The organism is Nocardioides sp. 616 (genome assembly GCF_002930065.1).
Taxonomy (GTDB): domain Bacteria; phylum Actinomycetota; class Actinomycetes; order Propionibacteriales; family Nocardioidaceae; genus Nocardioides; species Nocardioides houyundeii.
Genome location: NZ_POAG01000019.1, coordinates 361,549 through 386,969, shown reverse-complemented (window position 1 = coordinate 386,969; position 25,421 = coordinate 361,549). Strand labels below are relative to the sequence as shown.

General features: G+C 70.8%; 24 protein-coding genes. 8 read left to right on the top strand and 16 right to left on the bottom strand.

All coding sequences use genetic code 11. From position 1 onward, the window contains the following. Nucleotides 1-109 precede the first annotated feature (109 nt). Together C5H89_RS13065 and C5H89_RS13060 are read left to right on the top strand one after the other, a co-directional pair. Entirely contained in the window at nucleotides 110-361 is a 252-nt protein-coding gene (locus C5H89_RS13065) for a hypothetical protein (protein ID WP_205305012.1), read from the top strand. Nucleotides 362-437: 76 nt separating this feature from the next. Then, a complete protein-coding gene (locus C5H89_RS13060) occupies nucleotides 438-911 on the top strand; it encodes a DUF456 domain-containing protein (RefSeq protein WP_199286856.1) in 474 nt (157 codons plus the stop codon). 6 nt (nucleotides 912-917) lie between these two features. On the opposite strand, the gene C5H89_RS13055 is transcribed toward C5H89_RS13060, so the two are convergent. After that, nucleotides 918-1,469, bottom strand: coding sequence for a hypothetical protein (locus C5H89_RS13055; protein ID WP_104107417.1), 552 nt, complete (start codon nucleotides 1,467-1,469; stop codon nucleotides 918-920). A 216-nt stretch (nucleotides 1,470-1,685) separates the two neighbouring features. Here C5H89_RS13055 and C5H89_RS13050 point away from each other — a divergent pair, with 216 nt between their 5' ends. After that, on the top strand, nucleotides 1,686-4,109 hold the full coding sequence (locus tag C5H89_RS13050; protein WP_240181847.1) for an immune inhibitor A domain-containing protein: 2,424 nt from the start codon (nucleotides 1,686-1,688) through the stop codon (nucleotides 4,107-4,109). Between the two features lie 83 nt (nucleotides 4,110-4,192). On the opposite strand, the gene C5H89_RS18960 is transcribed toward C5H89_RS13050, so the two are convergent. From C5H89_RS18960 to C5H89_RS13025, 5 genes are all read right to left on the bottom strand, one after another. Beyond that, nucleotides 4,193-4,363 (bottom strand): hypothetical protein, encoded by a 171-nt coding sequence (locus tag C5H89_RS18960; RefSeq protein WP_162799366.1) that lies wholly within the window; start codon nucleotides 4,361-4,363, stop codon nucleotides 4,193-4,195. Between the two features lie 385 nt (nucleotides 4,364-4,748). Continuing rightward, nucleotides 4,749-5,960: an SGNH/GDSL hydrolase family protein gene (locus C5H89_RS13040; RefSeq protein WP_104107414.1), complete on the bottom strand. Its 1,212-nt coding sequence runs from the start codon at nucleotides 5,958-5,960 to the stop codon at nucleotides 4,749-4,751. A 69-nt stretch (nucleotides 5,961-6,029) separates the two neighbouring features. Beyond that, a complete protein-coding gene (locus C5H89_RS13035; RefSeq protein ID WP_104107413.1) occupies nucleotides 6,030-7,499 on the bottom strand; it encodes an RNA polymerase sigma factor in 1,470 nt (489 codons plus the stop codon). A gap of 119 nt (nucleotides 7,500-7,618) precedes the next feature. Next, a complete protein-coding gene (locus C5H89_RS13030; protein ID WP_104107412.1) occupies nucleotides 7,619-8,182 on the bottom strand; it encodes an HhH-GPD-type base excision DNA repair protein in 564 nt (187 codons plus the stop codon). A gap of 47 nt (nucleotides 8,183-8,229) precedes the next feature. Beyond that, nucleotides 8,230-8,628, bottom strand: coding sequence for a universal stress protein (locus C5H89_RS13025; protein WP_101524226.1), 399 nt, complete (start codon nucleotides 8,626-8,628; stop codon nucleotides 8,230-8,232). 149 nt (nucleotides 8,629-8,777) lie between these two features. Here C5H89_RS13025 and C5H89_RS13020 point away from each other — a divergent pair, with 149 nt between their 5' ends. Continuing rightward, entirely contained in the window at nucleotides 8,778-9,215 is a 438-nt protein-coding gene (locus tag C5H89_RS13020; protein WP_162799365.1) for a hypothetical protein, read from the top strand. Nucleotides 9,216-9,226: 11 nt separating this feature from the next. On the opposite strand, the gene C5H89_RS13015 is transcribed toward C5H89_RS13020, so the two are convergent. Further along, nucleotides 9,227-10,690, bottom strand: coding sequence for a glutamate--cysteine ligase (locus C5H89_RS13015; RefSeq protein WP_104107410.1), 1,464 nt, complete (start codon nucleotides 10,688-10,690; stop codon nucleotides 9,227-9,229). Nucleotides 10,691-10,726: 36 nt separating this feature from the next. Then, nucleotides 10,727-11,686 (bottom strand): DUF4192 domain-containing protein, encoded by a 960-nt coding sequence (locus C5H89_RS13010; protein WP_162799364.1) that lies wholly within the window; start codon nucleotides 11,684-11,686, stop codon nucleotides 10,727-10,729. Nucleotides 11,687-11,856: 170 nt separating this feature from the next. Here C5H89_RS13010 and C5H89_RS13005 point away from each other — a divergent pair, with 170 nt between their 5' ends. Continuing rightward, the gene (locus C5H89_RS13005; RefSeq protein ID WP_104107408.1) at nucleotides 11,857-13,173 is read left to right on the top strand and encodes a DNA polymerase IV; all 1,317 of its coding nucleotides are present in this window, start codon (nucleotides 11,857-11,859) and stop codon (nucleotides 13,171-13,173) included. Here C5H89_RS13005 and C5H89_RS13000 read toward each other — a convergent pair. The 3 genes from C5H89_RS13000 to C5H89_RS12990 are packed head-to-tail and all read right to left on the bottom strand — an operon-like array spanning nucleotide 13,159 to nucleotide 15,310. Beyond that, nucleotides 13,159-14,001 (bottom strand): biotin-dependent carboxyltransferase family protein, encoded by an 843-nt coding sequence (locus tag C5H89_RS13000; protein WP_104107407.1) that lies wholly within the window; start codon nucleotides 13,999-14,001, stop codon nucleotides 13,159-13,161. The two genes, C5H89_RS13005 and C5H89_RS13000, sit on opposite strands and share 15 nt — an antisense overlap. Next, nucleotides 13,998-14,624 carry an allophanate hydrolase subunit 1 gene (locus C5H89_RS12995; protein WP_104107406.1) on the bottom strand — a complete coding sequence of 209 codons (627 nt, stop codon included), beginning with the start codon at nucleotides 14,622-14,624 and terminating at the stop codon, nucleotides 13,998-14,000. Before C5H89_RS12995 ends, C5H89_RS13000 begins: the two co-directional genes overlap by 4 nt. Beyond that, nucleotides 14,621-15,310 carry a 5-oxoprolinase subunit PxpA gene (locus tag C5H89_RS12990; protein WP_104107405.1) on the bottom strand — a complete coding sequence of 230 codons (690 nt, stop codon included), beginning with the start codon at nucleotides 15,308-15,310 and terminating at the stop codon, nucleotides 14,621-14,623. The genes C5H89_RS12995 and C5H89_RS12990 overlap by 4 nt, the downstream gene beginning before the upstream one ends. Before the next feature lie 70 nt (nucleotides 15,311-15,380). Between C5H89_RS12990 and C5H89_RS12985 the strand changes: the two genes are divergently transcribed. Both C5H89_RS12985 and C5H89_RS12980 read left to right on the top strand, forming a co-directional pair. Beyond that, nucleotides 15,381-17,516, top strand: a complete 2,136-nt coding sequence (locus tag C5H89_RS12985; protein ID WP_104107404.1) for a S9 family peptidase — start codon at nucleotides 15,381-15,383, stop codon at nucleotides 17,514-17,516. A gap of 257 nt (nucleotides 17,517-17,773) precedes the next feature. Further along, nucleotides 17,774-18,736 (top strand): sigma-70 family RNA polymerase sigma factor, encoded by a 963-nt coding sequence (locus tag C5H89_RS12980; RefSeq protein ID WP_101526115.1) that lies wholly within the window; start codon nucleotides 17,774-17,776, stop codon nucleotides 18,734-18,736. A gap of 34 nt (nucleotides 18,737-18,770) precedes the next feature. Here C5H89_RS12980 and C5H89_RS12975 read toward each other — a convergent pair whose 3' ends face one another. The 4 genes from C5H89_RS12975 to rpsA all read right to left on the bottom strand — a co-directional run bounded on the left by C5H89_RS12975 (nucleotide 18,771) and on the right by rpsA (nucleotide 23,125). Beyond that, the gene (locus tag C5H89_RS12975; RefSeq protein ID WP_162799363.1) at nucleotides 18,771-20,078 is read right to left on the bottom strand and encodes a glycoside hydrolase family 3 N-terminal domain-containing protein; all 1,308 of its coding nucleotides are present in this window, start codon (nucleotides 20,076-20,078) and stop codon (nucleotides 18,771-18,773) included. Continuing rightward, complete coding sequence (gene coaE / locus C5H89_RS12970; RefSeq protein WP_104107402.1) at nucleotides 20,075-20,677, bottom strand: dephospho-CoA kinase; 603 nt, start codon at nucleotides 20,675-20,677, stop codon at nucleotides 20,075-20,077. Before coaE ends, C5H89_RS12975 begins: the two co-directional genes overlap by 4 nt. Continuing rightward, nucleotides 20,674-21,558 carry a sulfotransferase domain-containing protein gene (locus tag C5H89_RS12965; RefSeq protein ID WP_104107401.1) on the bottom strand — a complete coding sequence of 295 codons (885 nt, stop codon included), beginning with the start codon at nucleotides 21,556-21,558 and terminating at the stop codon, nucleotides 20,674-20,676. Before C5H89_RS12965 ends, coaE begins: the two co-directional genes overlap by 4 nt. A gap of 88 nt (nucleotides 21,559-21,646) precedes the next feature. Continuing rightward, nucleotides 21,647-23,125: a 30S ribosomal protein S1 gene (gene rpsA, locus C5H89_RS12960; RefSeq protein ID WP_104107400.1), complete on the bottom strand. Its 1,479-nt coding sequence runs from the start codon at nucleotides 23,123-23,125 to the stop codon at nucleotides 21,647-21,649. 228 nt (nucleotides 23,126-23,353) lie between these two features. Between rpsA and C5H89_RS12955 the strand changes: the two genes are divergently transcribed. After that, a complete protein-coding gene (locus C5H89_RS12955; RefSeq protein ID WP_104107399.1) occupies nucleotides 23,354-24,211 on the top strand; it encodes a class I SAM-dependent methyltransferase in 858 nt (285 codons plus the stop codon). Here C5H89_RS12955 and C5H89_RS12950 read toward each other — a convergent pair. After that, nucleotides 24,198-25,421 (bottom strand): hypothetical protein (locus C5H89_RS12950; RefSeq protein WP_162799362.1); only part of this gene is annotated, 1,224 nt, incomplete at its 5' end. The genes C5H89_RS12955 and C5H89_RS12950 overlap by 14 nt on opposite strands.

Here is a 25,421-nt window from a genome sequence, read left to right as displayed (position 1 = left end):
TCTCGAGGGTTGAGGAATCGGAGAGTGGGGTAAGGAGGTCCGTGGTTGGATAGGAGGTCACCAGCAGCGGGGAATCTTTTCCCCGGCAGGTACGTTGGGCCAGACACCGATGGAGAGAAACGAGGCCGAAGTGACTACTGCACTTGCCCCCAAAGCCGCCCTCACGGCGGCCGATCGATGCGACCGCTGCGGTGCCCAGGCCTACCTGCGTGTCGAGCTCCAGAGCGGCGGCGAGCTGCTCTTCTGCGCCCACCACGCCCGCGAGCACGGCGACAAGCTCCGCGAGGTCGCCGCGACCGTGGTCGACGAGACCCACAAGCTCGTGAACACGCCCGGTTCCAACCCGGAGCCGCAGCACTGACGGCATCCAGACGTGATCGACGGCCCCGGACATCGTCCGGGGCCGTCTTCATCTGTCCGGCCACTAGGGTGACGCAGTGACCACTCTCGATCTCCTCGTCGGCCTGGCGCTCGCGGTCGGCATGGTGGGCATCATCGTGCCCGTGCTGCCCGGCACCGCGCTCATGCTGGCGGCGATCGTCACGTGGGGCGTCGCGGTCGGCACCACCCCGGCCTGGCTGGTGGCTGGCGTCGCCCTCGCGTTCCTGGTCGTCGGCGCGGTGGTCAAGTTCACCGTGCCCGGCAGGCGTCTGAAGGTCGCCGGGGTCCCTAACAGCTCCCTGTGGCTCGGGGCGGCGCTGGGTGCCGCGGGCTTCTTCGTGGTGCCGGTGGTGGGGCTCTTCCTCGGGTTCGTGCTGGGAGTGTTCCTGGCCGAGCACCGACGCCTCGGGTCCGGTGCCTGGGCCTCGACCGTGCACGCGCTCAAGGCAGTGGGCCTGAGCATGGTCATCGAGCTGCTGGCGGCAGCGCTGGCCGCCGCCACCTGGGTGGTCGGCGTCGTCATCACCTGAGGCGACTCAGCCTCGCGCCACGGGATCGGTGAGCACCCTGCGACCCAGCAGCCAGTCGTTGCGCTCGACGCCCCGACGCCTCGACTCCCCCGCCTTCACCGCGACCCGCACCGCGGGGACGTCGCCGAAGCACGGCGGGTCGACCAGGTAGGTCACGGTGTCCCGACGCCAGTTGATCCGCCCGAGGTAGTCGCAGCTCTCCACCGGGGCCCCGTCGTCGTTCCACCCCTCGACGGCGGCCAGCAGGTAGTCGGTGCCGCTGTTGAGCCCGCCGCCGAGGCGGTACTCGGGACCCGCGTCGCCCTCGTCGGTGTCGAAGAAGATCGAGACGCCCTGAGACCGCTCCAGCCCGGACCGGACCAGGTCGTCGAAGCTGATCCGTACCCGGATCCGGTCGGCGTTGTGCGCCACCCTGACCTCGAGGATGTCGGCCTTCATCGGACGGTCGTCCCCGTCCACGAAGCTGGCCGTGGCGGCGTGCGCCGGGGTGAGCATCCCCACCGCGAGCAGGGCAGCGACGCCTGGCGCGGTGAGCAGGACGGTGGGGTGCAGGTTCATGGGTGGGTCCCTTCGTACTCGTGTGCCCTCGAGGCTCCTGTCACCCCAGGACGCATCCGGAGTGGATCGGGTTGCGCACCACGGCGCAATTTTCTTTGCGATTCATCCTTGTCTGCCTCTGTTCAGCGGTAAGGAGTCCATTTAGTGTCCATGGCGACAGGGAGGTTTTGCGGGTCTACCAGGACCGGCTGCTCTGATCTCGGAAGGAACGATCACGTGAGAACCACGAACGCCGCGCTGAGCGTGGCCCTGCTCGCCGGACTGGGGCTGGCTGCCCTGCCTTCGGCAACTGCCGCACCAGCGGCATCGCACCAGCGCCAGGGAGAACCCCGCAGCGCGAATCCCGACCACGTCATGCCGAACCCCCAGGCCGAGAAGCAGGCCGTGCTGCGCCAAGAGGCGTGGGCCGACGTGCTCAGCGGCGAAGCCTCCCCCAAGAAGATCAACGGCACCTCGGTGCTCAAGGTCGGCCGCAAGCCCGCCGGGACGAAGTCGCCCCGGGCCAGTGCCAAGAAGAGCGGGGCCGACCAGTACGTCGAGCTCGAGAACGAGCGCACCGACAAGGTGTTCGTGCTCCTGGTGCAATTCGGCGACCAGCGGCACCCGAACTACCCCGACGTGGACGTCGACCCCCTGACCGAAGGGCCGGCATCGTTCGAAGGTCCCTCGTTCAACGAGATCCCCAAGCCCGGTCCGAACGACAATTCGACCGGATGGCAGGCCAACTACGACAAGGCCTACTACGAGAAGCTCTACTTCGGCGAGGGCAGGGGCGTGGAGTCCCTCAAGACCTACTACGAGCGTCAGTCCTCGGGTCGTTACAGCGTCGACGGCATGGTCACCGACATCACCACGGTCCCGTTCAACCAGGCGCGCTACGGCCGCAGCAACGGCTACCCCTGCGCCAGCCAGGTCTGCAACAACACCTGGTCCCTGATCTCCGACGCCATGACCCAGTGGGTCGCCGACCAGCGCGCGGCCGGGCGCACCGACGCCCAGATCGCCGCCACGGTGGCCGAGTACGACATCCGCGACCGCTACGACTTCGACGGTGACGGCAACTTCGACGAGCCGGACGGTTACATCGACCGTTTCCAGATCGTCCACGCCGGCGGGGACCAGTCCGACGGCGACCCGGTCTACGGCGAGGACGCCATCTGGAGCCACCGCTGGAAGGCCTTCCAGAACCTCGACGGCACGGCCGGCCCGACCGGCAACCTCGACGGTGGGACCCAGATCGGCACCAGCGGGATCTGGGTGGCCGACTACACCATCCAGGGCGAGAACGGCGGGCTCTCCACCGTGGCCCACGAGTACGGCCACGACCTGGGACTGCCCGACCACTACGACACCGTAGCCTCGGGTGACAACCCGGTCAGCTGGTGGACCCTGATGGCGCAGAGCCGCGTCTCTGCTCCCGGGGACCAGGGTCTCGGCACCCGGGCCGCCGACCTCGGCGTCTGGGACAAGCTGCAGCTGGGCTGGCTGGACTACGAGACCGTGGTCGCCGGGCAGAACCGCACCATCGACCTCGGCCCGCACGAGTACAACTCCGAGAAGCCGCAGGGCGTGGCAGTGGTCCTCCCGGACAAGGAGAACGTCACTGCTCTTCCCGCCCCCGCGCAGGGAGCCAAGCAGTGGTGGTCCGGCCAGGGCGACGACTACGAGGCCTCGATGTCCCGCACGGACATCGCGGTCCCGGCCGGTGGCGCGACCCTGACGCTCTCGGCGCAGTACAACATCGAGGAGGACTACGACTACGCCTTCTTCGAGGCCGAGGTGCCCGCCGGTAGCGGCAGCTGGACCAAGCTGGCCACGCCGTTCGACCCGGACACCGCCCCTGATGCCGCCGAGATCGGCATCGACGGGGTCAGCGACGGGTACGTCCCGGTGAGCTACGACCTGTCGGCGTACGCCGGTCAGACCATCGGCTTCCGAGCCCGCTACGTCACCGACGGCGGCGTGCAGGGTCAGGATCCCGACCTCGGGTGGGCCGGCCTCTTCGTCGACGACATCAAGGTCACCGATGCCGCTGGTGCCGTGCTCTTCGCAGACGGTGCGGAGAACCCGCCCAACGGCTGGACCCTGGACGGATTCACCTCGGTGGGCAACAGCATCACCGCGCTGACCGACCAGTTCTACCTGGCCAGCAACCGCCAGTACGTGTCCTACGACAAGTACCTCAAGACCGGTCCGTACAACTTCAGCTTCCCCGACCGGCCCGACTTCGCCGAGAAGTTCCCGTACCAGGACGGGCTCCTGGTCAACTACTGGGACGCCTCGTACACCGACAACAACACCAGCCAGCACCCCGGTGCCGGCCTGGTGCTGCCGGTGGATGCCAACCCGCAGGTGCTCTACAACCTGCAGGGCCAGCCCTGGCGGGGACGGATCCAGACCTACGACGCACCGTTCAGCCTGGAGAAGTCCGACTCGTTCTACCTCACTGCCGGTGGCCGTAGGAGCTACATCCGCGGCGCCAGCGCCAAGCCGCTGTTCGACGACAGCAACCCCAACCGCTACTTCCAGCCGCAGGCTGACGCGGGTCTCCCCCGTGTCGGTGTGAAGGTGGCCGGTGCGGGCGTCAAGATCAGGGTCCTGTCGCAGAACGGCACCTCCATGCGGATCAGGGTCAACTGACCCCGACCCGCTCACGCTCGGCGCCGAGCCGGGCATGACCGACGAAAGACCCGCCTCCTGACCGTATGGTCAGGGGGCGGGTCTCATTCCCGGTCCAGGACCTTCAGCGCGTCCACCACCACGACCGGCCCACCGCAGCCCTCACCCCGCAGGTCCGGCGCGCCGGTGACCTGCACCCGGTCGCCCACGGCCAGCCCTTCGGTCCTGGCTCCACGCAGCGTCCAGCTGATCGCGTTGGCGTCGCGGATTGCCACGCACCCGCCGACACTGACCAGCTTCCCGACCACCCGGATCTTCTGCAGCGCCTCGCTCGGCGGCGTCGACCTCCCGCTGGGGCGACCTGAGGGCGTCGCGGGACCAGTCGCGGGACCTGAGGTGGTGGCCCCAGGCCTGGTGGACTCACGGGCAGTCGGCCCCGGCGTCGCGGGCGCCGAGGTCGTGGGCTCCGGCGTCGTGGTGTCTCCGGTCGCGTCCGGAGCCCCATCCGCGCCCCCACCCGGGGGGCGGTCGGTCCCACACGCGGCGGTGCCGAGGAGCAGCAGCGCGACCAGGAGCATCACGTGTGCAGAGGTGGTGACCCGTCGGTGGTTCATGTGACTGGGACGCGTCGCGGTCCCCCGCGGTTCCGCCCAGGCCCCATCACGGGAGCTCCAGCAGCTCGGTGAAGATCTCCGCCATGCGCTCGTTGCCTGCCACGTTCGGGTGGACCGGTGGCGACTCCTCGAGCATCAGCCCCTCGCTGGTCGACCCGTCCTTGGCCAGGGCCGGCCAGTGGGCGGCGAGGTCGAAGAACCCGACCCGGTCGGCGTGCCGGGCGGCCACAGCCTCCCTGACCTCCCTCACCTCACCCCAGTCCTGGGTGTCCCAGTGGCCCGGCTCGTAGCCGTGCACCAGCACCACCTGGGCATGGGGCGCCGACTCCAGCGCGAGCTCCACCAACCGCTCGAGGCTGGCCGGGTAGTCGGGATCCACGTTGGTCCCCACGTTGATGAGCACGAGCTGGGGATCGATGGCCCGGACATCGGTCCAGTGGCCGGCCGCCATCGTCTCGGAGTCGAAGTCCTGCGCGGTCGCTCCCGAGTGCGAGGCGTCGTAGACGTGGATCCCGGAGTCCTCGTCGGCGTCGAGGAACTCGACTCCGCTGTGCACGAAGACGCCCGCGTCAGAGGCGCCGCTGACCGCCACGGTGTGCTCGGCGGAGGGCATCGGAGGAGACTCCCACCACAAGCCCGACTGCGCCACCCCGGCCGAGTCGATCGCCTCACCCGGCGCCTCGCCTGTCGACAGGACACCCCGGGCCGTGACGTCGACGCCGTCGATGACCACCTTGCCGGCTCCGGCGAGCACGTCGATGCGGCCGAACCACACCCGAACGCTGGTCGCCCGCTGAGGCGGATAGGTCACGGTGGAGCCCTGCGGCAGGAACAGGGCGCGACCACCGAGCCCCCACCGGTCGTAGGAGTGCTCCTGGGGCGGCGTACCGGTACGGACGTTGTCGTCGGCGGAGAAGATGTCGCCGTAGAAGGCGGGGAAGTAACCGCTGCCGCCGCCCACGTCCTGCTGGGCCCGGAGCATGTCCTGGAGGCGACGGACGAACCGGGCCTCGTGGATCGGCGTCGGGAGCATCGCCCCCTCGGAGATGGAGTCACCGACGACCACGACCTTCGCGGGCGACCGCTCCTGGTCCGCCAGAGCCTCGTACCAGGGACGGAGGAACTCCCGGACCTCGTCATCGCTGTCAGCCACCTCGGCCGCCGAGCCCTCGCCGTCGGAGAGGACCAGCCCCCACGCAGCGATGCCCACGGCCAAGCAACCGGCCAGCGCCACCAGGAGGAGGGACCGTCGTGACATAGTCGCCAAACCTAGCGCGCGCCGGGCCCGCCGGTCGCGCATCACGCGACCGGCGGACACCCGACACCCTCAGTCGAGGTAGTCGCGAAGCACCTGCGAGCGGCTCGGGTGGCGGAGCTTGGACATGGTCTTGGACTCGATCTGCCGGATCCGCTCGCGCGTGACTCCGTAGACCTTGCCGATCTCGTCCAGGGTCTTGGGCTGGCCGTCGGTGAGGCCGAAGCGCATGCTGACCACGCCGGCCTCGCGCTCCGACAGGGTGTCGAGCACCGCGTGGAGCTGCTCCTGCAGCAGGGTGAACGAGACGGCGTCAGCCGGCACGATGGCCTCGGAGTCCTCGATGAGGTCTCCGAACTCCGAGTCGCCGTCCTCGCCGAGCGGGGTGTGCAGCGAGATCGGCTCGCGCCCGTACTTCTGGACCTCGATGACCTTCTCGGGGGTCATGTCGAGCTCCTTGGCGAGCTCCTCGGGAGTGGGCTCGCGGCCCAGGTCCTGGAGCATCTGCCGCTGGACGCGGGCCAGCTTGTTGATGACCTCGACCATGTGGACCGGGATCCGGATCGTCCGGGCCTGGTCGGCCATGGCGCGGGTGATCGCCTGGCGGATCCACCACGTGGCGTAGGTGGAGAACTTGTAGCCCTTGGTGTAGTCGAACTTCTCGACCGCGCGGATCAGACCCAGGTTGCCCTCCTGGATCAGGTCGAGGAAGAGCATGCCGCGGCCGGTGTAGCGCTTGGCCAGGGAGACGACCAGGCGCAGGTTGGCCTCCAGGAGGTGGTTCTTGGCGCGTCGGCCGTCCTCGGAGATCCACTCGAGCTCCTCGAGCAGCTTGGGGCTGATCTTCCCCCCCTTGGCGAGCTTCTCCTCGGAGAAGAGGCCGGCCTCGATCCGCTTGGCGAGCTCGACCTCCATCTCGGCGTTGAGGAGGGGCACCTTGCCGATCTGCTTGAGGTAGTCCTTGACCGGGTCGGCAGTGGCGCCGGCCACCATGACCTGCTGCTCGGGCTCATCGGTGTCGTCGGCGGCCGAGACGACGAAGGAGGCCTTCTTCTCGTCCTCCTTGATCGTCGGGTCCGCGACGACGTCCTTCTCGAACTGCTCGTCGGGGATGTCCGGCAGGAGCTTCTTGCCGTCCGGGCCCAGCGCGGGCACGACCAGGCTCGCGACGTCGTCGACGCTTGCGACGGTCTTCTTGGCCGTGGCCTTCTTCGCCGCGGTCTTCTTGGCCGCCGGGGCCGCCGTCTTGGCCGCCGTCTTGGCCGCCTGGGCGGTCTTCGCGGTGGTCGTCTTGCGAGGAGCACCCGCCGCAGCCACCCGCGAGACACCGGCGCTCACGTCGACGGTGATGCCCAGTCCGCTGAGATGAGTCAGGAGTGCCTTGAGGTGCCGTGGCTCGACCTGGGCGCCATCACTGGCCTGCCGCACCTGGTCGGGAGTGACGGTCCCGTCCTTGGAGGCGAGCTCGACGAGGGTCAGCACTGCCGGGTGGGACAGCACCTCGGGGGGGAGTGACTTGCGTGGGTGCGACGACACGAACACCTCTCGGGAACGAAAAGGGGCGCGGCAAGGCCCGGTAAAGTCAAGAGCCGCGTTGATCATTCTGCCACGGGGGCGGTGAGGTCTCCCACCGCCCCCGCCCGACGGGCGCAGCGGCGGGTTCATCCCGCCTTGGCTGCGGCCTTCTTCTGCTTCTTGAACTCGCGCACGCGCTGCAGTGACTCCTCGTCGACCACGTCCGCCACGGAGCGGTAGCCCTCCAGCGCGTAGTCCCCCACCACGGCCTCCCAGCCGTCGGGGCGGACCTGGAGCTGCTTGGCCAGGAGCGCCACGAAGATCTGCGCCTTCTGCTTGCCGAAGCCGGGCAGCGCCATGACGCGCCGGAGCAGGTCCCGACCGTCGGCGGCCTCGGTCCAGATGCGGGCCGCATCGCCGCCGTAGGTCTCGGCGACGATCCGGCCGAGCTCCTGCAGGCGTGCAGCCATCGAGCCGGGGAACCGGTGGACCGCCGGGGTGGTCGCGGCCAGGGCGGCGAACTCCTCGGGGTCTGCTGCCGCGAGGTCGCCCGGCTCAAGGCTTCCGAAGCGTTCCAAGACCTTTGCCGGGCCGCGGAACGCATGCTCCATCGGGTACTGCTGATCGAGCATCATGCCGGCGAGCAGCGCGAACGGGTGGTCGTCGAGCACGGCGTCCGCGGCGGCGTCGCCGGTGATGTGTAGGCCCATGACGCCATCATGCCGCGCCGCGGCAACGCCTTGCACCCGCGGTGCGCTCAGGCCTTGACCGCCAGCACCGGGCACGTGGCGTCCAGCAGGATGCGCTGGGCGTTGCTGCCGAGGATCAGCTTGCCGACGGGGGTGCGCTTGCGCAGGCCGATGACGATGAGCTCGGCCGAGTTGGCGTCGGCCAGGCTGATCAGGTCCTCGGCGGGCTCGAAGCCGCGCACCATCTGGCGCACGTCGTACTCCAGACCGGACTCGGCGAGCCGCTGCTGCACCGACTCGATCTCGTCGGAGGCGCGCCGTGCCGTGTCGCCGTCGTACTCGGCACCGCCGCGGTGGGAGTTGACCACCACCAGCTTGGCCCCCCGCAGCTTGGCCTCCTCGATGGCCTTCGACAGAGCGGCCTCCCCCTCAGGCTTGGCCACGTATCCCACAACCACGGTACCCATCAGGCTGGCTCCCTCTGCCCGGGCTCGCGCCGGGCCATTCGTGTGCCGCTGGTGCGGCCCCGACGCGCACGCTACCCAATCGCCGCGCGATTGGGGACCTTGTGGAGAACCGATCACCCCACCGGGGCCGGGTGCGGCAGGGTGGCAGCGTGTCGTCCGAGCCCAGTTCCCTCCCCCGCGCCGTGGAGCAGGGCCTGCGCGGCAGCGTCCTGGCTCTGAAGGCCCACTCCCCCCGCGGCCACCTCGAGCCGCGGCTGTGGGCCGGGCTGCCGGGGCAGCTCTCGGACACCGGCGCCGGCCCGGTGCACTTCGACCCGCGCAGGGACGAGCCCCTCGACAGGCACACCAGGGTCGAGGTGGCGGTCGCCCTGGGCAACCGGGCGCTGGAGTCCCACGCCGCGCCGGTGCTGTGGCTGACCAGGTCCGGAGACACCGAGCTGTGCCCTGCCGACCTCGACTGGCTGTCGGCCGGCGACGCCGCCTGGCGCGAGCTGGGACTCACCCCCAGCTTCGCCCTGGTGACGCGGCACGGGTGGGTCCACCACCCCACTGTCCGCTCGCGCACCTGGCGCCGACTGCGGCGGTGAGCGAGGCTGCCTCAGCTCCAGGTGTGCACGGGATCGTTGCTGTGCATCCGCTCGGCGTACTCCAGCAGGGTCGCGCGCAGCGATGCCTCGCGGTCGTCCCTGGCGCGCTCGGCCATGCGCGCCACGAACCACTCCGCGCCGTTGGTCCGCAGCAGGCACCGCTGCTCGATGATCCCGAGCAGCCGCTCCCTTTCGTCCGTCTCCACACCCCAGGCCGCCAGTCCCTCGTGGGCCAGGGGCAGCAGACGGCGCAGCACGAGCTCGGAGGCGCTGACCTGCCCCAGGCCCGGCCAGTAGACCTGGGCGTCGATGCCGTGCTCCGCGGCGACGTGGAAGTTCTCCTCGGCCGCGCTGAACGACATCTGGGACCACAGCGGACGCTCGCCGGTGGCGAGGGCGCGAACGAGCCCGAAGTAGAAGGCGGCGTTGGCGATGGTGTCGGCCACCGTGGGACCGGCCGCGAGGATCCGGTTCTCCACGCGAAGGTGCGGAACCCCGGCGGCGACGTCGTAGACGGGGCGGTTCCAGCGGTAGATGGTGCCGTTGTGCAGCCGCAGCTCGTGCAGACCCGGAGTGCCCCCCTCCTCCAGCACCGCCAGCGGGTCCTCGTCGTCGCTGATCGGCAGCAGCGCGGGGAAGTAGCGGACGTTCTCCTCGAACAGGTCGAAGACGGAGGTGATCCACCGCTCCCCGAACCACACCCGTGGCCGCACGCCCTGGGCCTTGAGCTCCTCGCTTCGGGTGTCCGTGGCCTGCTCGAACAACGGGATCCTGGTCTCGTGCCACAGGTGCTTGCCCAGCAGGTACGGCGAGTTGGCGCCCACCGCCAGCTGCACCCCGGCGATGACCTGGCTGGCGTTCCAGTACGCGGCGAACTCGTCGGGCGAGGTCTGGATGTGGAACTGGGTGCTCGTGCAGGCGGCCTCGGGCACGATCGAGTCCGCGGTCGTCTCCAGACGCTCGGTGCCGGAGATCGAGATCGAGATGTCCTCGCCGCGGGCGTTCAGGATCTGCTCGCTGAGCAGTCGGTAGCGGGGGTTGGCGCTGATCGCGCCCAGGCTCATGTGCCCCTCGGCCAGGGTGGGCAGGATCCCGATCATCACCAGGTGCGCTCCCACCTTGGCGGAGCGCTCCTCGGCCGCGTTGAGGCTGATCCGCAGGCCCTGCTCGAACTGGGTCAGTCCCCGCTCCCGCAGGCGTGCCGGCTCGCAGTTGATCTCGATGTTGAACTGCCCAAGCTCGGTCTGGAACGCGGGGTTGGCGATGGCCTCGAGCGCCTCCGCGTTCTTCAGCGCTGGGTCGCCGGCCTCGTCGATGAGGTTGAACTCGACCTCCAGCCCGGTCATCGGGTCGTCGGTGTCGAACCGCGCCTCGCGCAGCATGCGGGCGAAGACGTCGAGTCCGCGCCGCACCTTCTCACGGTGCCTCGTCCGGTCCGCCCGGGAGAACTCCTGTGCCTCGACCTCTTGACCCATGGGGGGAACGATAACCATCTCCGCATCCAGCGCACCTCAGGCAGCGCCACCGGTCCACGGGTCGGCCGATCGGGGCTCGGGCAGCACCGGGCGCCAGTCCAGCGGCGAGACCGCCTGCTGGAGCAGGTCCTCGACCAGTCCGGCGAGGCTGCACGGCACCCCCGCCTCCCGAGACCGGTCCAGGGCGCACCAGGACAGCGCCCCGTCGCCGGCCAACCAGGCGAGGAAGGCCGCCACCGCCGCGGGAGCTGCCACCAAGGGCGTCGGAGTGGCACGGCAGACCGCCAGCCAGACGTCGAGATGGGCACGAGCCTCGGCTCGCCGGACCGTGCCCCAGGCGGCGTCGCGGCAGTCCAGGTCGACCAGCGCGACCACTAGGCGCGCTGTCTCCCGCGTCGTGGGGCAGGTCCCTGCGGCGGCATGGGCGGCCGTCGTGCGCACCACCCATGACGGATCCGGCATGGCCTGGACGGCCAGGGCCGAGGCCACCTTCGCGGCGGCCGCCGGGTCCGGCGCCAGGCTTAGCGCCAGCCGCTCGCGGGAGGCGAGGACCACCTGACCGGCGACGACGGCCTCCGCCACGAACCGATGGCTGAGCGCGTCGTACCTCCCGGACGTCTGGTGCTCACCGAGCTCCTCGGCGGTGAGCATGGTTCGCCAGTTGCGCCCGTCTGCCGCGATCACCTCCCAGACCTCGATGCCGGCGACGCGGAAGGCGGCGAGCAGCTCCTGGACCACGACCGCCGCCGCGTCCAGATCGGTGAAGATGCAGAGCACCACACGGCCGAGCCGATGCTTGAGCGCGGGAGCCACCAGCGCCTGGCACATCCGTGAGAGCTCCGGAGCCGGCGCGATGTCGACCCGGGCGTGGAACGCCGGGTCGGGAGGCAGCCCGAGCATCACCACCGACTCCGCGGGCAGGAAGCCCAGCAGGAGGGGGACGCAGGCGAGCAGGTCCTCAGGGGAACGGACGGCGAGGTGGCGTTGGTCTGTCATGCGTCCCAGACTGCGGCGAGGCCGGCCACGCCGCCCGCTGGCTGCGGGCGCCTGTGGAGAACGCGCTGACGGCGCCGGCTGTGGGCGCGCCGCGGCCCGGGCGGTGCGGCCGCGAGTCGCTGGGACGTCCACAATGGCTCCATGACCGGCCGACGTGCGACGTGCGCCTGATGCGCACCACCGCCTCGGTCCTGCACCTGGACCTGGACGCCTTCTTCGCCTCGGTCGAGCAGCGTGACAAGCCATCGCTGCGCGGCAAGCCGGTGATCGTCGGTGGCACCGGGGGCCGCGGTGTGGTGGCCACGGCGTCGTACGAGGCCCGTCGGTACGGGGTCCGATCGGCCATGTCCACCCGGGAGGCGAGGGCGCGCTGTCCGCACGCCGCCTTCCTCTCGGGGCGCTTCCACGCCTACCGCGAGGCCAGCCGGATCGTCATGGGACTCCTCCAGGAGGTCTCTCCGCTGGTGGAGCCGCTCTCCCTGGACGAGGCCTTCGTCGACCTCGGCGCCGCCGGGCTGCCCTCCCTCGACGTGGTCACCGTCGCCACGGTGGCCGAGCAGCTGCGCGCCGGGGTCCACGACCGGACCGGCGGACTGACCGCCTCGGTAGGGGTGGGCTCCTCGAAGTTCATCGCCAAGGTGGCCAGCGAGCTGGAGAAGCCCGACGGACTCACGGTGGTGCCGCCGGGCACCGAGCGCGAGCTGCTGCGTCCCATGCACGTCTCGGTGATCCCCGGGGTCGGCCCGGCCACCACCGAGCGCCTGCGTCGCGCGGGCATCACCACGGTCGCCGACCTCGAGTCGATCTCCGAGGACGAGGCCGTGCGCCTGCTCGGAAAGGCCCAGGGCCACGGGCTGTACCAGCTGGCCCGGGCCCAGGACGACCGCGCGGTGGTGCCGGAGCGTGAGGCCAAGTCCGTCAGTGTCGAGGACACCTACGACACGGACCTCACCGACCGCAGGCTCATGGAGGCGCTGCTCACCCGGCACGCCACCTCAGTGGCGGACAGGCTGCGCAAGCAGGGGCACTCCGGTCGCACGGTCACGATCAAGGTGAGGCTGCACGACTTCACCACGCTCAGCCGCTCCAGCACGCTGAGCGCCCCCACCGACGCCGCGGCCGTCATCGCCCGTGTGGCCCGAGGCCTGCTCGTCGAGCTCGACACCTCCGGCGGCGTCCGGCTGCTCGGGGTCGGGGTCTCGGGCCTCGCGGACTGGATCCAGGACGACCTGTTCGGGGAGACCGCTCTGGAGGACATCCCGGCGCTCCCCCACCCGGCCCAGGCCCCGGCGCCGGTGAGCAGGAGCTGGAACCCGGGGATGGACGTCATCCACGCCGTGCACGGACGCGGGTGGGTCTGGGGCTCGGGCCGGGGCGTGGTGACGGTGCGGTTCGAGACCGCCGAGACGGCGCCCGGGCCGGTGCGATCCTTCGCGATCGACGACGCCGCGCTCTCCCCGTGGGTGCCCCCCTCACCGCAGGCGTAGCACCAGCTCCTCCCCCGGCCTGGCCTGGGCGCACACGGGAAGGTCGGCCTCGTCCACCACCGCGATCACCGGATAGCCACCAGTCGTGGGGTGGTCGTGCAGGAAGACGAGCGGCAGGCCCGAGGGAGGCAGCTGCACCGCACCCAGCACGATCCCCTCGCTCAGCAGCTCCCCGGACCGGGCCCGGCGTACGACGGGTCCGTCCAGCCTCAGTCCCACCCGGTCCGAGTCCGTGCCCACCCGGTAGGTCGCACCGTCGAGGCTGCCGGGATCCGCGACCCAGTCGGCCCGGGGACCCAGGTGCAGCAGGAGCTCGCGGCGCCGGTACGGCGCCGCGGTCATCACCACGTCTGCCGGTCCGTCGCCCGAGGGGGCACCCAGGGGCAGCCTGGTGCCCCTGGTGACCACGGGTGGCCCCACCCAGGACAACGTGTCGGTGGACCTGGAGCCCAGGACCGGCGGCACGGCGATCCCGCCCCGCACCGCGACGTAGCAGCGCGCACCGTCCGAGGCGGGGCCGAGCGCGACCTCCGTGCCCGCCCGGACCGAGAACGCAGCCCCCCAGGGAGCCGGCCGGCCGCCCACGTCGACGCGGCACGAGGCACCGGTGACCGCCAGGAGGCAGGCCCGCTCGGCCCGGAACCTCAGGCCCCCCAGGGTGGCCTCCAGCAGCGCCGCGGACACCGGGTTGCCCACCAGCCGGTTGGCCAGCGCCGCGGCCGGGCCGTCCAGCGCACCGGCCCGAGGCACCCCGAGATGGGCCCAGCCGGGCCGGCCCCGGTCCTGCACCGTCGTCAGGAGTCCAGCATCGGTGACCAGCAGGCTCATGCCGCCACGAACCTGACCCGGGTGCCCGGAGGCAGCAGGGACGGCTCGGCGGCTCGGCTCAGGTCCCACACCGTGACGCCGGTGCGGCCGAGCAGGAGCCAGCCCCCTGGTGACTCGCCGGGGTAGACGGCGCACCAGCGGTCCGCGATCGCCACGGCGCCTGCTGGAACCCGGGAGCGCGGGGAGTCCAGGCGCGGTACCGACCACTCCTCCGGCAGCCCACCGAGATAGCTGAACCCGGGCGCGAAGCCGACGAAGGCGCTGACCAGCTCCAGGCCGGTGTGCCGACGCACCACCTCGTCCTCGGTGACGCCCCAGCTTCGCGCCACCACCGCCAGGTCCGGGCCGTCGTACCGGACCGGGATCCGGACCGATCGCCCGTGCGGACGCTCCGCCACCCCCGGCCGCCACCCGCCGACGAGCTGGCTGACCCGCGCCGGATCGTCCAGACCGTCCAGCAGCACCGTGCGGGCCGCCGGTACGACGTCGGTGAGGGAGACCGACTGGGTGCGGATCCACGACGCGAGCGCCCGTGCCTCGTGATGGTCGGCCACCTCCACGAGCAGCGCTCGCGGGCCCACGCGGCGGGTGGCGGGGGCCTGGTGCTCTCCGCTCGATGTCACAGCGGGACCAGCTCGAAGCCGGCTCCGACCAGGGCGGCGCGCACCGCTGCGGCATGGGCCACCGCGCCGGGGCTGTCCCCGTGCAGGCACAACGAGCTCACCGTGCCGGACCGGGCCAGGGCGACCGCCCTGGCCGACACCTGCTCCGCCCCGGCCACGTGCGCGCCGGGCTGCCCGCGGGGAACCAGACGGCCCTCGTCGGTGTAGCCCCGGTCCGGGAACCCCTCGGGGTGCGTGCCCCGCCCGGCGCTCGCCGCGCCCCGGAGGAGCACGCTGCCGGGAAACCCCAGGACCGGAAGCTCCCCGGAGCCCGCCAGCACGGCTGCGGCCTGCTCCTCGTCCTCGCAGACCCGGTGGTAGAGGGCGCCGTGCGGCTTCACGTAGCGCACCTGGATCCCGGCGGACTCCGCGATCGAGGCAAGCAGGCCCACCTGGTCGGCGACCTGCTCGACCAGCAGGTCGAAGGCCACCTCACGGGGTAGCCGGCCGAAGTTCTCCCGGTCGGCGTAGGACACCTGAGCGCCCACCGAGACGTCCCGGCGTGCCGCCTCGTCGCACACCGCGCGCATGACGGCCGGACTCCCGGCGTGGTAGCCGCAGGCGACGTTGGCGCTGGTGACCAGGCCGAGCAGCGCGACGTCGTCGGTGACCTCCTCACCGAGGTCCGCGTTCAGGTCCACGTGCATGAGCCCATTGTCGCCCGGTCGTCTCCCGCTCGGGAGTCCGCCTCGCTCACCAGCCACGTACCCTTCGCGCATGCAGCCGCCGTCCCCCGCACCTCGTCCCGTCACCCAGCAGCACCATGGTCGGACCCGCACCGACGACTACGACTGGTTGCGGGACAAGGAGTCCCGCGAGGTGCTGGACCACCTCGCGGCCGAGAACGCCTGGACGGCCGAGCGCACGGCGCACCTGGCAGGGCTGCGCGAGCAGATCTTCACCGAGATCAAGGCACGCACCAAGGAGACCGACCTCTCCGTGCCCACCCGCAACCGAGGCTGGTGGTTCTACTCCCGCTCCTTCGAGGGCAAGGACTACGGCGTGAGCTGCCGGGTGCCGGTGGTTGACCCGGCCGACTGGACCCCGCCCCGGCCGGACGGCGACGCTGCTCCCGACCAGCCGGCACTGCCGGGCGAGGAAGTGCTGCTCGACCTCAACGAGCTGGCCGAGGGGCACGAGTTCTTCTCCCTCGGGGGCTCCTCGCTCACCCTCGACGGCACCCTGCTGGCCTACGCCACCGACACCGCCGGCGACGAGAGGTACACGGTGCGGGTCAAGGACCTGAGCACCACCGAGCTGCTCCCCGACGTGGTCACCGGGGTCCTCGGCGGTGTCACCTGGGACGTCGACGGGCGCTCCTTCTACTACACCACCGTGGACGAGTCCTGGCGCCCCGACAAGGTGTGGCGTCACCGGCTCGGCACCGTCCAGGAGGCCGACGAGCTCGTGCACCACGAGCCGGACGGTCGATTCTGGGTCAACGTGGGACGCAGCCGCGACGACCGTTTCCTGTTCATCGTCAGCGGCTCCAAGTCGACCACCGAGTGGTCCTTCCGGGACACCGCGCAGCCGGACGGCGAGTTCGTGGTCTTCTGCCCGCGCCGGGAGGGGCTGGAGTACAACCTCGAGCCGGCCGTGGTGGCTGGACGGGACGTCTTCCTGGTGCTGCACAACGGCTCCGGGCCCGACTTCGAGCTCGCGCTCGCCCCGGTCGTCCCGACCGACGCCGACGACTGGCAGCCCGTCGTCCGCCACGACCCCGCGGTCCGCCTCGAGGACGTCGATGCCTTCGCCACCCACCTGGTGATCCACCAGCGCAGCCAGGCGCTGACCCAGCTGCGGATCATCGAGCTCACCGACGCCGGGCTCGGCGAGGACTACCTGGTCGAGTTCGACCGCGAGGTCTACACCGTGGGAGCAGGGTCCAACCCGTCGTTCGACCAGCCCCTGGTGCGGCTCGGATACACCTCGCTCTCGGTGCCCTCGTCGGTCTACGACTACGACGTACGCACCCGCGAGCTCACCCTGCTGCGCCGAGCCCCGGTGCTGGGCGGGTACGACCCCGAGGACTACGAGGAGCACCGGATCTGGGCCACCGCCCGGGACGGCGAGCAGGTGCCGATCTCGGTGGTGGCGCGTCGGGGCGCGTGGGACGCCGGCCCGGTTCCCACGCTGCTCTACGGGTACGGCGCCTACGAGGCCTCGATCGACCCCTACTTCTCGATCGCCCGGCTCTCTCTGCTGGACCGGGGGGCGGCGTTCGCCATCGCCCACGTCCGCGGCGGTGGCGAGGTCGGCCGGCGTTGGTACGACGAGGGCAAGCTGGGCAACAAGCCCAACACCTTCAACGACTTCGTGGACTGTGCCCGGCACCTGGTGGAGACGGGCCGCGCCACCCCTGCGACGTTGGTGGCCGAGGGCGGGAGCGCCGGCGGTCTGCTGATCGGGGCGGTGCTCAACCAGGCCCCCGAGCTGTTCGCCGGAGCGGTGGCCAGCGTCCCGTTCGTGGACACCCTGACCAGCATGCTCGACTCCTCCCTCCCGCTGACGGTGACCGAGTACGAGGAGTGGGGCAACCCGGAGGGCGACCCTCAGGCCTACGACCTGATCGCCTCCTACTCCCCCTACGACAACGTCACGGCGCAGGACTATCCCCCGATCCTGGCCGAGACGTCCCTGAACGACACCCGCGTGCTCTACGTGGAGGCTGCCAAGTGGATCGCCAGGCTCCGGGCCACCGCGGTGGGGCGTCGCGACTTCCTGCTCCGCACCGAGATGGAAGCGGGCCACGGGGGCGTCTCCGGTCGTTACAAGTCCTGGCACGACCGGGCGTTCTCCCTGGCCTGGATCCTGGACCGCATGGGGCTGGCGGAGACCGGTTCGGACCGCTGACCGGCTAGCCCCGGCCAGGTGCATGGTCCCGCCGGTGTGCGGGTATGAACGGGGTGTCTTCACCGACGCCTAGGGGGCCCTGAGAAGTCCCTGAGAGTTGCCGGTCCCGGCAACTCTGGGAGCCTGCCGAGCGTCATTGGAGGTGAGAGAGACACACAAGCGCCTCGCTCGTCGTTCGGGAATGTTACTCGCCCGGCACGACGTTGAGGCTTATGTGACCGGCACCGGCCAGGTCACCGAGGCAGGAGGGCGTGGAGATGACAACCCGGACCGCAACCCGCACCAGCGTGAACCGTGAGATCGAGGGACGCGACAGCGTCGGACTCTACCTCGACGAGATCGCTCGCACGCCCCTTCTGGACGCCGCGCTCGAGGTCGAGCTCTCCAAGACCATCGAGGCCGGTCTCATGGCCGAGCACCTGTTGGCCGAGGGTCGGGTGGGCCGCCGCAAGGGTGGGGCCCCCATGCGGGCGACGCAGGAAGAGCTCGAGTGGCTGGCCGAGCAGGGCCGCGAGGCGGTCGACACCTTCGTGACCGCCAACCTGCGCCTGGTGGTCTCCATCGCCCGCAAGTACGGGCGGGCGCAGATGCCGATGCTCGACCTGATCCAGGAGGGCAACACCGGCCTGATCCGCGCCGTGGAGAAGTTCGACTACACCAAGGGCTACAAGTTCTCGACCTACGCCACGTGGTGGGTGCGTCAGGCCATCACCCGAGGCATCGCCCAGCAGGCGCGCGTGGTGCGGCTCCCGGTCCACGTCGTCGAGGAGCTCAACCAGGTGGGCAGCGCTCGCCGCACGCTGGAGCGCCAGCTCGGCCGGGACCCCGACCCGAGCGAGATCGCCGAGGAGCTCGGACTGGACGTGGAGCGCGTGCTCGACCTGATGGCCTGGGGCCGTGACCACGTCTCCCTGGACACGCCGATCGACGAGGACGGCGACACCTCCCTCGGCGACCTGATGGCCCAGGAGACGTCTCCCAGCCCGGACCTCAGCGTCCTGGACGTGGAGTCTCGCGAGCGGCTCGGCCGCTTGGTCTCGCAGCTCGACGACCGCTCCGCGGACATCGTGCGGGCCCGCTACGGCCTGGTGGACGGACGCCAGCACAAGCTGGCCGACATCGGTGCCCGGCACGGGATCTCAGCCGAGCGGGTGCGTCAGCTCGAGCGCGAGGCTCTGCAGAAGCTGCGGCGCCTTGGCGACCCCGACCTCGCAGCCTGACCCACGGCTCCAGCCTGCCACCGGTTCCCCGCTGCTACCAGGCGGCGGCCTCCAGCTCGGAGGCCGCCGCCTCTGCACGTTCGGCCGCGTCCTCGGGCACCGACAGCTCCTGTGACATGCGCTGCTGCCACAGCTGCAGCGCCACCACCCGACCCGCCGCCTCCTGGATCCGCTCGGGCTTGATCTCGCTGGAGCGGATCGCCGCGGTCACCGTCCGGTGCGTGTTCGCGGTGTCGGCGGGCATCAACAACAGGTCCGCACCCGCCTGGACCGCGCGCACCGCCGGCAGCGGGAGGTCGGCCACCGCGCCCATGCCCAGGGAGTCGGTGATGGCCACGCCCTCGAACCGCATCTCCTGGCGCAGGAAGTCGTACACCCGGGGAGCCAGCGTCGCCGGTAGCCCCGGGTCCAGGGCCTGGACGTCGAGATGACTCAGCATGATGGCCGGGGCGCCGGCGCGGATGGAGGTCTTGAAGGGGAGCAGGTCGCGCTGCCGGAGCTCCTCGAGACCGGTGCTCAGGGTGGGCAGCACCTCGTGCGAGTCGGCGGTCGCTCCCCCGTGACCCGGGAAGTGCTTGGGCGTGGAGACGATGCCGGCGGCGACGTAGCCGCGGACCGCGGCCGCGGTCGCGGTGGCGGCTGTCCGCGGGTCCGAGGACGGGGACCGGCTGCCGATCGTGGGGTCCGCGGAGCCGATGGTCACGTCACCCACGGGAGCGAACACCCAGGTGAACCCGAGGCTGCGCAGCTCCAGTCCCGAGGCCCGCGCGGCCTCGCGCACGATGCGCCGACCCTCACGGCCGCCCTCGGCCCGGTCCCGGTCGACGGCGTCCCCGGCGCTGCGGAAGGCAGGGAAGGTGCTGGCGATCCCCCGCAGGTGGGCTACCGAGCCGCCCTCCTCGTCGACCCCGATCACGGCTGGGAAGTCGCGACCGTCCTCGGCCACGGCGGCCGACACGGCACTCGTCGTGGCCCGGACCTGCTCGGCGTCCAGCACGTTGCCGTTGGTCACCGAGACGCCGGCCAGGTGCAGCTCGCGCACCATCTGGGCAGGCACCTCCGGGTCGGTGGAGTGGTAGCGGCCCACGATGACCTGCCCCGCGAGCTGCTCCGGAGTCCAGTCCGCGACGATCCGCGAGGCCTGCTCGACCTCTTGGGGCGTGGGACCCCAGGTGAGGGCCGCGGTCTCGGCCGAGGAGTCGGAGGCGGCCGACTCCGTCCCGCGGCGGTCCGCACCCTCCGGGGAGCTCGGCGAGGAGCCGGCATCCATCAGCCCACAACCGGCACAGAGCAGCGTGGAGACCGCGACGAGGGCGGCGCGTCTCCACCGAGGGGTCCTCACCTCGCCTGTCCCCGCTGCAGCGAGGCGAACACGTCCTGCACCCTGGCACGCAGGTGCTCCAGGTCGCCGGTGTTCTCGATCAGGTACGTCGCCGCGGCGCGACGTTGCACGCGGGTCGCCTGGGCGGCGATCCGGGCCTGAGCCTCTTCGGCCGCCATCCCGCGCAGCTCCACCATGCGCCGGAGCTGGGTCTCGACGGGTACGTCGACCACGACGACCGCGTCGAACCCGTGAGCCTGGCCGGTCTCCACGAGCAGTGGGATGTCGTGGACCACGACCGCGTCCGGCGGCGCGCCCGCCTCGACCTCGGCGGCCAGGTCCCGCACGCGGGGATGGATGATCGCCTCCAGCTCCCGGCGTCGGGGCTCGGACGCGAAGACCACCGAGGCCAGCGCCGGGCGGTCGAGCTCGCCGCTGGGCAGCAGCACCTCGGGGCCGAACTGGGCCACCACCTCGGCCAGCCCTTCGGAGCCGGGCGCCACGGCCTCTCGCGCGAGCAGGTCGGCGTCAACGACGACCGCCCCCAGCTCGGCCAGCATCGCGGCCACGGTGCTCTTGCCTGATGCCACACCGCCGGTCAGGCCCACTCTGAGCGTCATCGGTCACGTCTCGCTTTCGTCGCGTAGGTCTCGGCCAGGTGTTGGGGATCAAGCTCGCCGGCCAGCAACCGAGCGGTGTTCCAGCCGTGGACGGGCAGACCGGTGAGCTTGGCGAGCTCCTCCACCTCGGGCTGGTAGTGCCGCGCCAGCTCGTGCAGCTGGTCTCCGGTCGGGGTGGCGCCGGTGACTCCGTCCGGTGCTGCCATCAGGCGGCGCAGCGGGGGGTACTCCTGGTAGCGAGAGAGGCCCAGGAAGTCGGTGGTGAGGTCGAGATGCCCGCGGTGGTCGGCCAGCAGGGACGCGAAGTCGTGGAAGAGCCACTGGTCGCGCGGGAACAAGGCCAGCCCGGCGCGCACCTGGCTGCCGTAATAGCCCCGGATCACTCCCGAGGCCAGCTGGAACCGCTTGCGGTCAGCCCGTCCCCGGAGGTCCGCCGGGATCGAGTCGGGCATCCCCGCGGGACGCCATGCGGTGAACTCGGCCCAGTCGGGGGCACCGGCGCCAAGGCGGTCGCGCAGCATCATCCAGTGCGAGAACAGCCGGTCCAGGGGGTCCCGGAAGATGGCGATCATCAGCATGGCCGGATTGACGGCGCGGATCCGCGCCAGGGCTCCCGGCCACGCCAGGTAGCGCGGAGTGGCGTCACCCAGGTGGGTGTGCACCCGACGGCGGCGCGGCACCCGGTAGTCGCTGTGGTCGGGGTTCGACCAGTCCCTGGCGTCGTCGTCGAAGTAGTGGATCTCCTTGCGGGGAGCCTTCGCGATGTTGACGTGGGCGTCCAGCAGCGCGGACAACGTCGAGGTCCCGGACTTCTGCACACCTGCGATGCAGAACGTGTAGGCCTGCCAGCCGAGCGGCGGGGGCAGGGTCTGCGCAGGCATGGCCCGCCGAGCCTATCAGCCGCCCCGCGAAATGACGGCGGCCCGCCCGGCAGAGCCGGACGGGCCACGCATCACACGGTGCTCGACGTCAGTTGCTGCCGCCGGTGAGCTTCTCGCGAAGGGCCTGCAGGGCCTCGTCGGAGGCCAGCGAACCGCCGCCGCTCTCCTCCTGCACTGCGGTCTCGCCACCGGAGCTGTACGTGGTGGCCTCGCTCGCCTCGACCTCGGCAACCTTCGCCTCGGCCTGCTGCTTGACGTGCGCCTCCCAGCGAGCGTGCGCCTTGGCGTACTGCTCCTCCCAGGTGGCGCGCTGCTCGTCGTAACCCTCGAGCCACTCGCCGGTCTCCGGGTCGAAGCCCTCGGGGTAGATGTAGTTGCCCTGGTCGTCGTAGGTCGCCGCCATGCCGTACAGCGTGGGGTCGAACTCCTCGACGTCAGAGGCGGTGGCCGTCTCGTTGGCCTGCTTCAGCGACAGCGAGATCCGGCGACGCTCGAGGTCGATGTCGATGATCTTGACCATGACGTCGTCGTTGACCTGGACGACCTGCTCCGGGATCTCGACGTGACGCTCGGCGAGCTCGGAGATGTGCACCAGGCCCTCGATGCCCTCCTCGACGCGGACGAACGAGCCGAAGGGCACCAGCTTGGTGACCTTGCCGGGCACGATCTGACCGATCTGGTGGGTCCGGGCGAAGTGCTGCCACGGGTCTTCCTGCGTCGCCTTGAGCGAGAGCGAGACGCGCTCCCGGTCCATGTCGACGTCGAGCACCTCGACGGTGACCTCGTCACCGACGGTGACGACCTCGGACGGGTGGTCGATGTGCTTCCAGGACAGCTCGGAGACGTGCACCAGGCCGTCGACGCCACCGAGGTCCACGAAGGCACCGAAGTTGACGATGGAGGACACGACACCCTTGCGGATCTGGCCCTTCTGGAGCTGGGTCAGGAAGCCGTGGCGAACCTCGGACTGGGTCTGCTCGAGCCAGGCGCGGCGGGAGAGGACGACGTTGTTGCGGTTCTTGTCCAGCTCGATGATCTTGGCCTCGAGGACCTGACCCACGTAGGGCTGCAGGTCGCGGACACGACGCATCTCCACCAGCGAGGCGGGCAGGAACCCGCGCAGGCCGATGTCCAGGATGAGCCCACCCTTGACGACCTCGATGACGGTTCCCTCGACGACGCCGTCCTCTTCCTTGACCTGCTCGATGGTGCCCCAGGCGCGCTCGTACTGGGCGCGCTTCTTGGACAGGATCAGGCGGCCTTCCTTGTCCTCCTTCTGGAGGACCAGGGCCTCGACCTTGTCGCCGACGGCGACGACCTCGGAGGGGTCGACGTCGTGCTTGATCGAGAGCTCGCGAGAGGGGATGACACCTTCGGTCTTGTAGCCGATGTCGAGGAGGACCTCGTCACGGTCGACCTTGACGATGGTGCCCTCGACGATGTCGCCGTCGTTGAAGTACTTGATGGTGGCATCGATCGCGGCGAGGAAGTCTTCTTCGGACCCGATGTCGTTGATCGCCACCTGGGGCGCGTCGTAGTCCGGAAGAGTTGAGATGGTGCTCGTCATAAGGGAAAGAGTTCCTTGGGTGGATAGAAGTCGTGGGCACGCCTGAAGTCCGTTTTCACCACGGAGTTGAGGTGGTGAGCGAGAGTCCGCTCATGTGGAACCCGGGCAGACCTCTGGCGACGTGCGAGTCTACGCGGGTACGGCGCCCAGCGTCCAACCGTGACGCCCGCTGCATCTCGGTGCCCATCGCCCGCGGGGTGTTCGGTGGCTCGGCGCTAGTCTGCTGCCGTGCCAGAGACGCCGTCCAACGCCGTACCCGACCACCAGCCACAGTCCGTCCGGGTGGAGAGGCGAGGAGTCAGCGAGGCGGAGTCCCGGCGGGCGAACGGCCCGGACTGGGACCGGTACGCCGACGAGTACCAGGCCACCCACGGCGCCTTCCTCGGGGACGTCGGGTTCGTCTGGGGCCCGGAGGGGCTGACCGAGGCCGAGGCCGGTGCGCTCGGGCCCTTGGAGGGTCGCCGTGTGCTCGAGGTCGGAAGCGGCGCCGGACAGTGCTCGCGCTGGGCGCGCGGGCAGGGCGCCCAGGCCGTCGGGCTCGACCTCTCCTTCCGTCAGCTGCAGCACTCGCTGCGCCTGGACCAGGAGACCGGCTTGCCGGTGCCGTCGGTGCTCGGGACCGCGACCGACCTCCCCTTCGTCGACGATGCCTTCGACGTGGTGTTCTCCTCCTTCGGGGCGCTCCAGTTCGTCAGCGAGATCGACCGGGCCCTGGACGAGACGGCTCGGGTGCTGCGTCCCGGCGGCAGGTTCGCGTTCTCCATCACCCACCCCACCCGCTGGTCCTTCCCCGACGACCCGGGCGAGGGTGGGCTCACGGCGTCGCAGTCCTACTGGGACCGGACGCCGTACGTGGAGATCGACGACGCCTCGGGACAGGTCGCCTACGTCGAGCACCATCGCACGCTGGGCGACTGGGTGGAGCTGCTGGCGGCGCGCGGCTTCGTGGTGCGCCGGTTGCTCGAGCCCGAGTGGCCCGCTGACCACGACCGGGTGTGGGGCGGCTGGTCCCGGGTGCGCGGCCTGCTCACCCCGGGCACGGCGCTCTTCGTCTGCGACCTGCACCCCGGCCTCAGCTGCAGATGAGGTACTGACCGGCCTTGTCGAAGGTGATCACGAGGTCGGCGAACTCCGCCGAGGTCCCGATGAAGGAGGTCTCCCCCACCGGCACCTGCCAGCTGCGCGGAGAGCTCACCTCGCCGCGCCGCTCCAGATGGGTGGTGAGGGAGGAGGACGGACCCCAGATCGCGATCTCGACGCCGCCCTCGTCGGCCTCCACGCTCAGCTCCGCACCATCGGTGGAGGCGGTGTAGTTGGCGCAGCCGTCCTGGTAGCGGGCTAGGGCGAAGCCGCTGCGCAGCTTCACCTCCCAGGCGTCCGGCGACGGCAGGCCCAGCGTCTCGCGGTAGACACCGACGAAGAAGATGCGTTCGGCGTTCAGTCGCTCGGCCGGGGTGGCCTCCCCTTCGGGGAGCTCATCCCACATCTCGGGCAGCACCACGAGATCGGGTCGGAACCGCGCGTTCGGCCACTCGATCGCGTCCTGGGTCAGCACTCGTTCGTCGGCCTGGGCCGCGGCCCGCATCCCCCGCATGATGCCGGGCCACGGGTCGGTGACGAACGTGCGGTCCTTCTGGTCCTGGTGGAACAGGTGCTCCCCGTGGATCACGTAGGCCACCAGGAGCCAGGCCGCCAGGAGCGCGGCCAGGGGCGCAGGTCTGGGCACCATGGCGAGCACGCGATCGATGACCAGCACCACGCTGGGCAGCAGCAGGACCACGACGGTGTAGGCGTAGCGCGACTCCTTGAAGCTCTCCACCCCGAACTCGAGGCGAGTGGAGGCGGCGAGGGTCAGCTGGAAGAGCGTGGCGAGCAGCCCCGCGGCGGCCAGGTGCTTGAGCAGCGGTGCCGTGGTGGCCCGCGCGGTGAGCACCCCGACCACCAGCACGAGCGCGACGACCGCCCCGCTGCCGGGGATCCCGGTGGCGCGCTCGAGCCCGTGAGTCAGTGCGGTCCAGATGTACGTCGGCATCTGCAGGTAGTCCCAGGCGCTGTCGAGCGGGTCCTTGGCGCCGTCGCGGCCGTAGGAGAGGTACCAGAGCACGAAGACCGCCGTGGGCACCGAGAACACCAGCGCCGCGGCCCGCCGTCCGTACGCCGAGAGCACGAACAACGTCACGAACGCGACGGCGGTGATGCCCACTCCGGACATCATCAGGGCCAGCACCAGGATCACCCACACGGCCCGCAGCGCGTTGCCACCGAAGCCGAACCGGGTGCCGACGTAGATCGCGAG

Bases quoted from the DNA above. Each gene is read 5' to 3' on its own strand.
- C5H89_RS13030 (WP_104107412.1), bottom strand. From the start codon at position 8,182: ATGGGCCTACACATCACCGGCGACGCCGCCGCGGACGCCGTGCTCGAC.
- C5H89_RS13025 (WP_101524226.1), bottom strand. From the start codon at position 8,628: ATGGGTACCGTGGTTGTGGGATACGTGGCCAAGCCTGAGGGGGAGGCC.
- C5H89_RS13000 (WP_104107407.1), bottom strand. From the start codon at position 14,001: ATGAGCCTGCTGGTCACCGATGCTGGACTCCTGACGACGGTGCAGGAC.
- C5H89_RS13040 (WP_104107414.1), bottom strand. From the start codon at position 5,960: ATGTCACGACGGTCCCTCCTCCTGGTGGCGCTGGCCGGTTGCTTGGCC.
- C5H89_RS13005 (WP_104107408.1), top strand. From the start codon at position 11,857: ATGCGCACCACCGCCTCGGTCCTGCACCTGGACCTGGACGCCTTCTTC.
- C5H89_RS12965 (WP_104107401.1), bottom strand. From the start codon at position 21,558: ATGCCTGCGCAGACCCTGCCCCCGCCGCTCGGCTGGCAGGCCTACACG.
- C5H89_RS12980 (WP_101526115.1), top strand. From the start codon at position 17,774: ATGACAACCCGGACCGCAACCCGCACCAGCGTGAACCGTGAGATCGAG.
- rpsA (WP_104107400.1), bottom strand. From the start codon at position 23,125: ATGACGAGCACCATCTCAACTCTTCCGGACTACGACGCGCCCCAGGTG.
- coaE (WP_104107402.1), bottom strand. From the start codon at position 20,677: ATGACGCTCAGAGTGGGCCTGACCGGCGGTGTGGCATCAGGCAAGAGC.
- C5H89_RS13015 (WP_104107410.1), bottom strand. From the start codon at position 10,690: ATGGGTCAAGAGGTCGAGGCACAGGAGTTCTCCCGGGCGGACCGGACG.
- C5H89_RS13065 (WP_205305012.1), top strand. From the start codon at position 110: ATGGAGAGAAACGAGGCCGAAGTGACTACTGCACTTGCCCCCAAAGCC.
- C5H89_RS13010 (WP_162799364.1), bottom strand. From the start codon at position 11,686: ATGACAGACCAACGCCACCTCGCCGTCCGTTCCCCTGAGGACCTGCTC.
- C5H89_RS12990 (WP_104107405.1), bottom strand. From the start codon at position 15,310: ATGCACGTGGACCTGAACGCGGACCTCGGTGAGGAGGTCACCGACGAC.
- C5H89_RS12985 (WP_104107404.1), top strand. From the start codon at position 15,381: ATGCAGCCGCCGTCCCCCGCACCTCGTCCCGTCACCCAGCAGCACCAT.
- C5H89_RS13055 (WP_104107417.1), bottom strand. From the start codon at position 1,469: ATGAACCTGCACCCCACCGTCCTGCTCACCGCGCCAGGCGTCGCTGCC.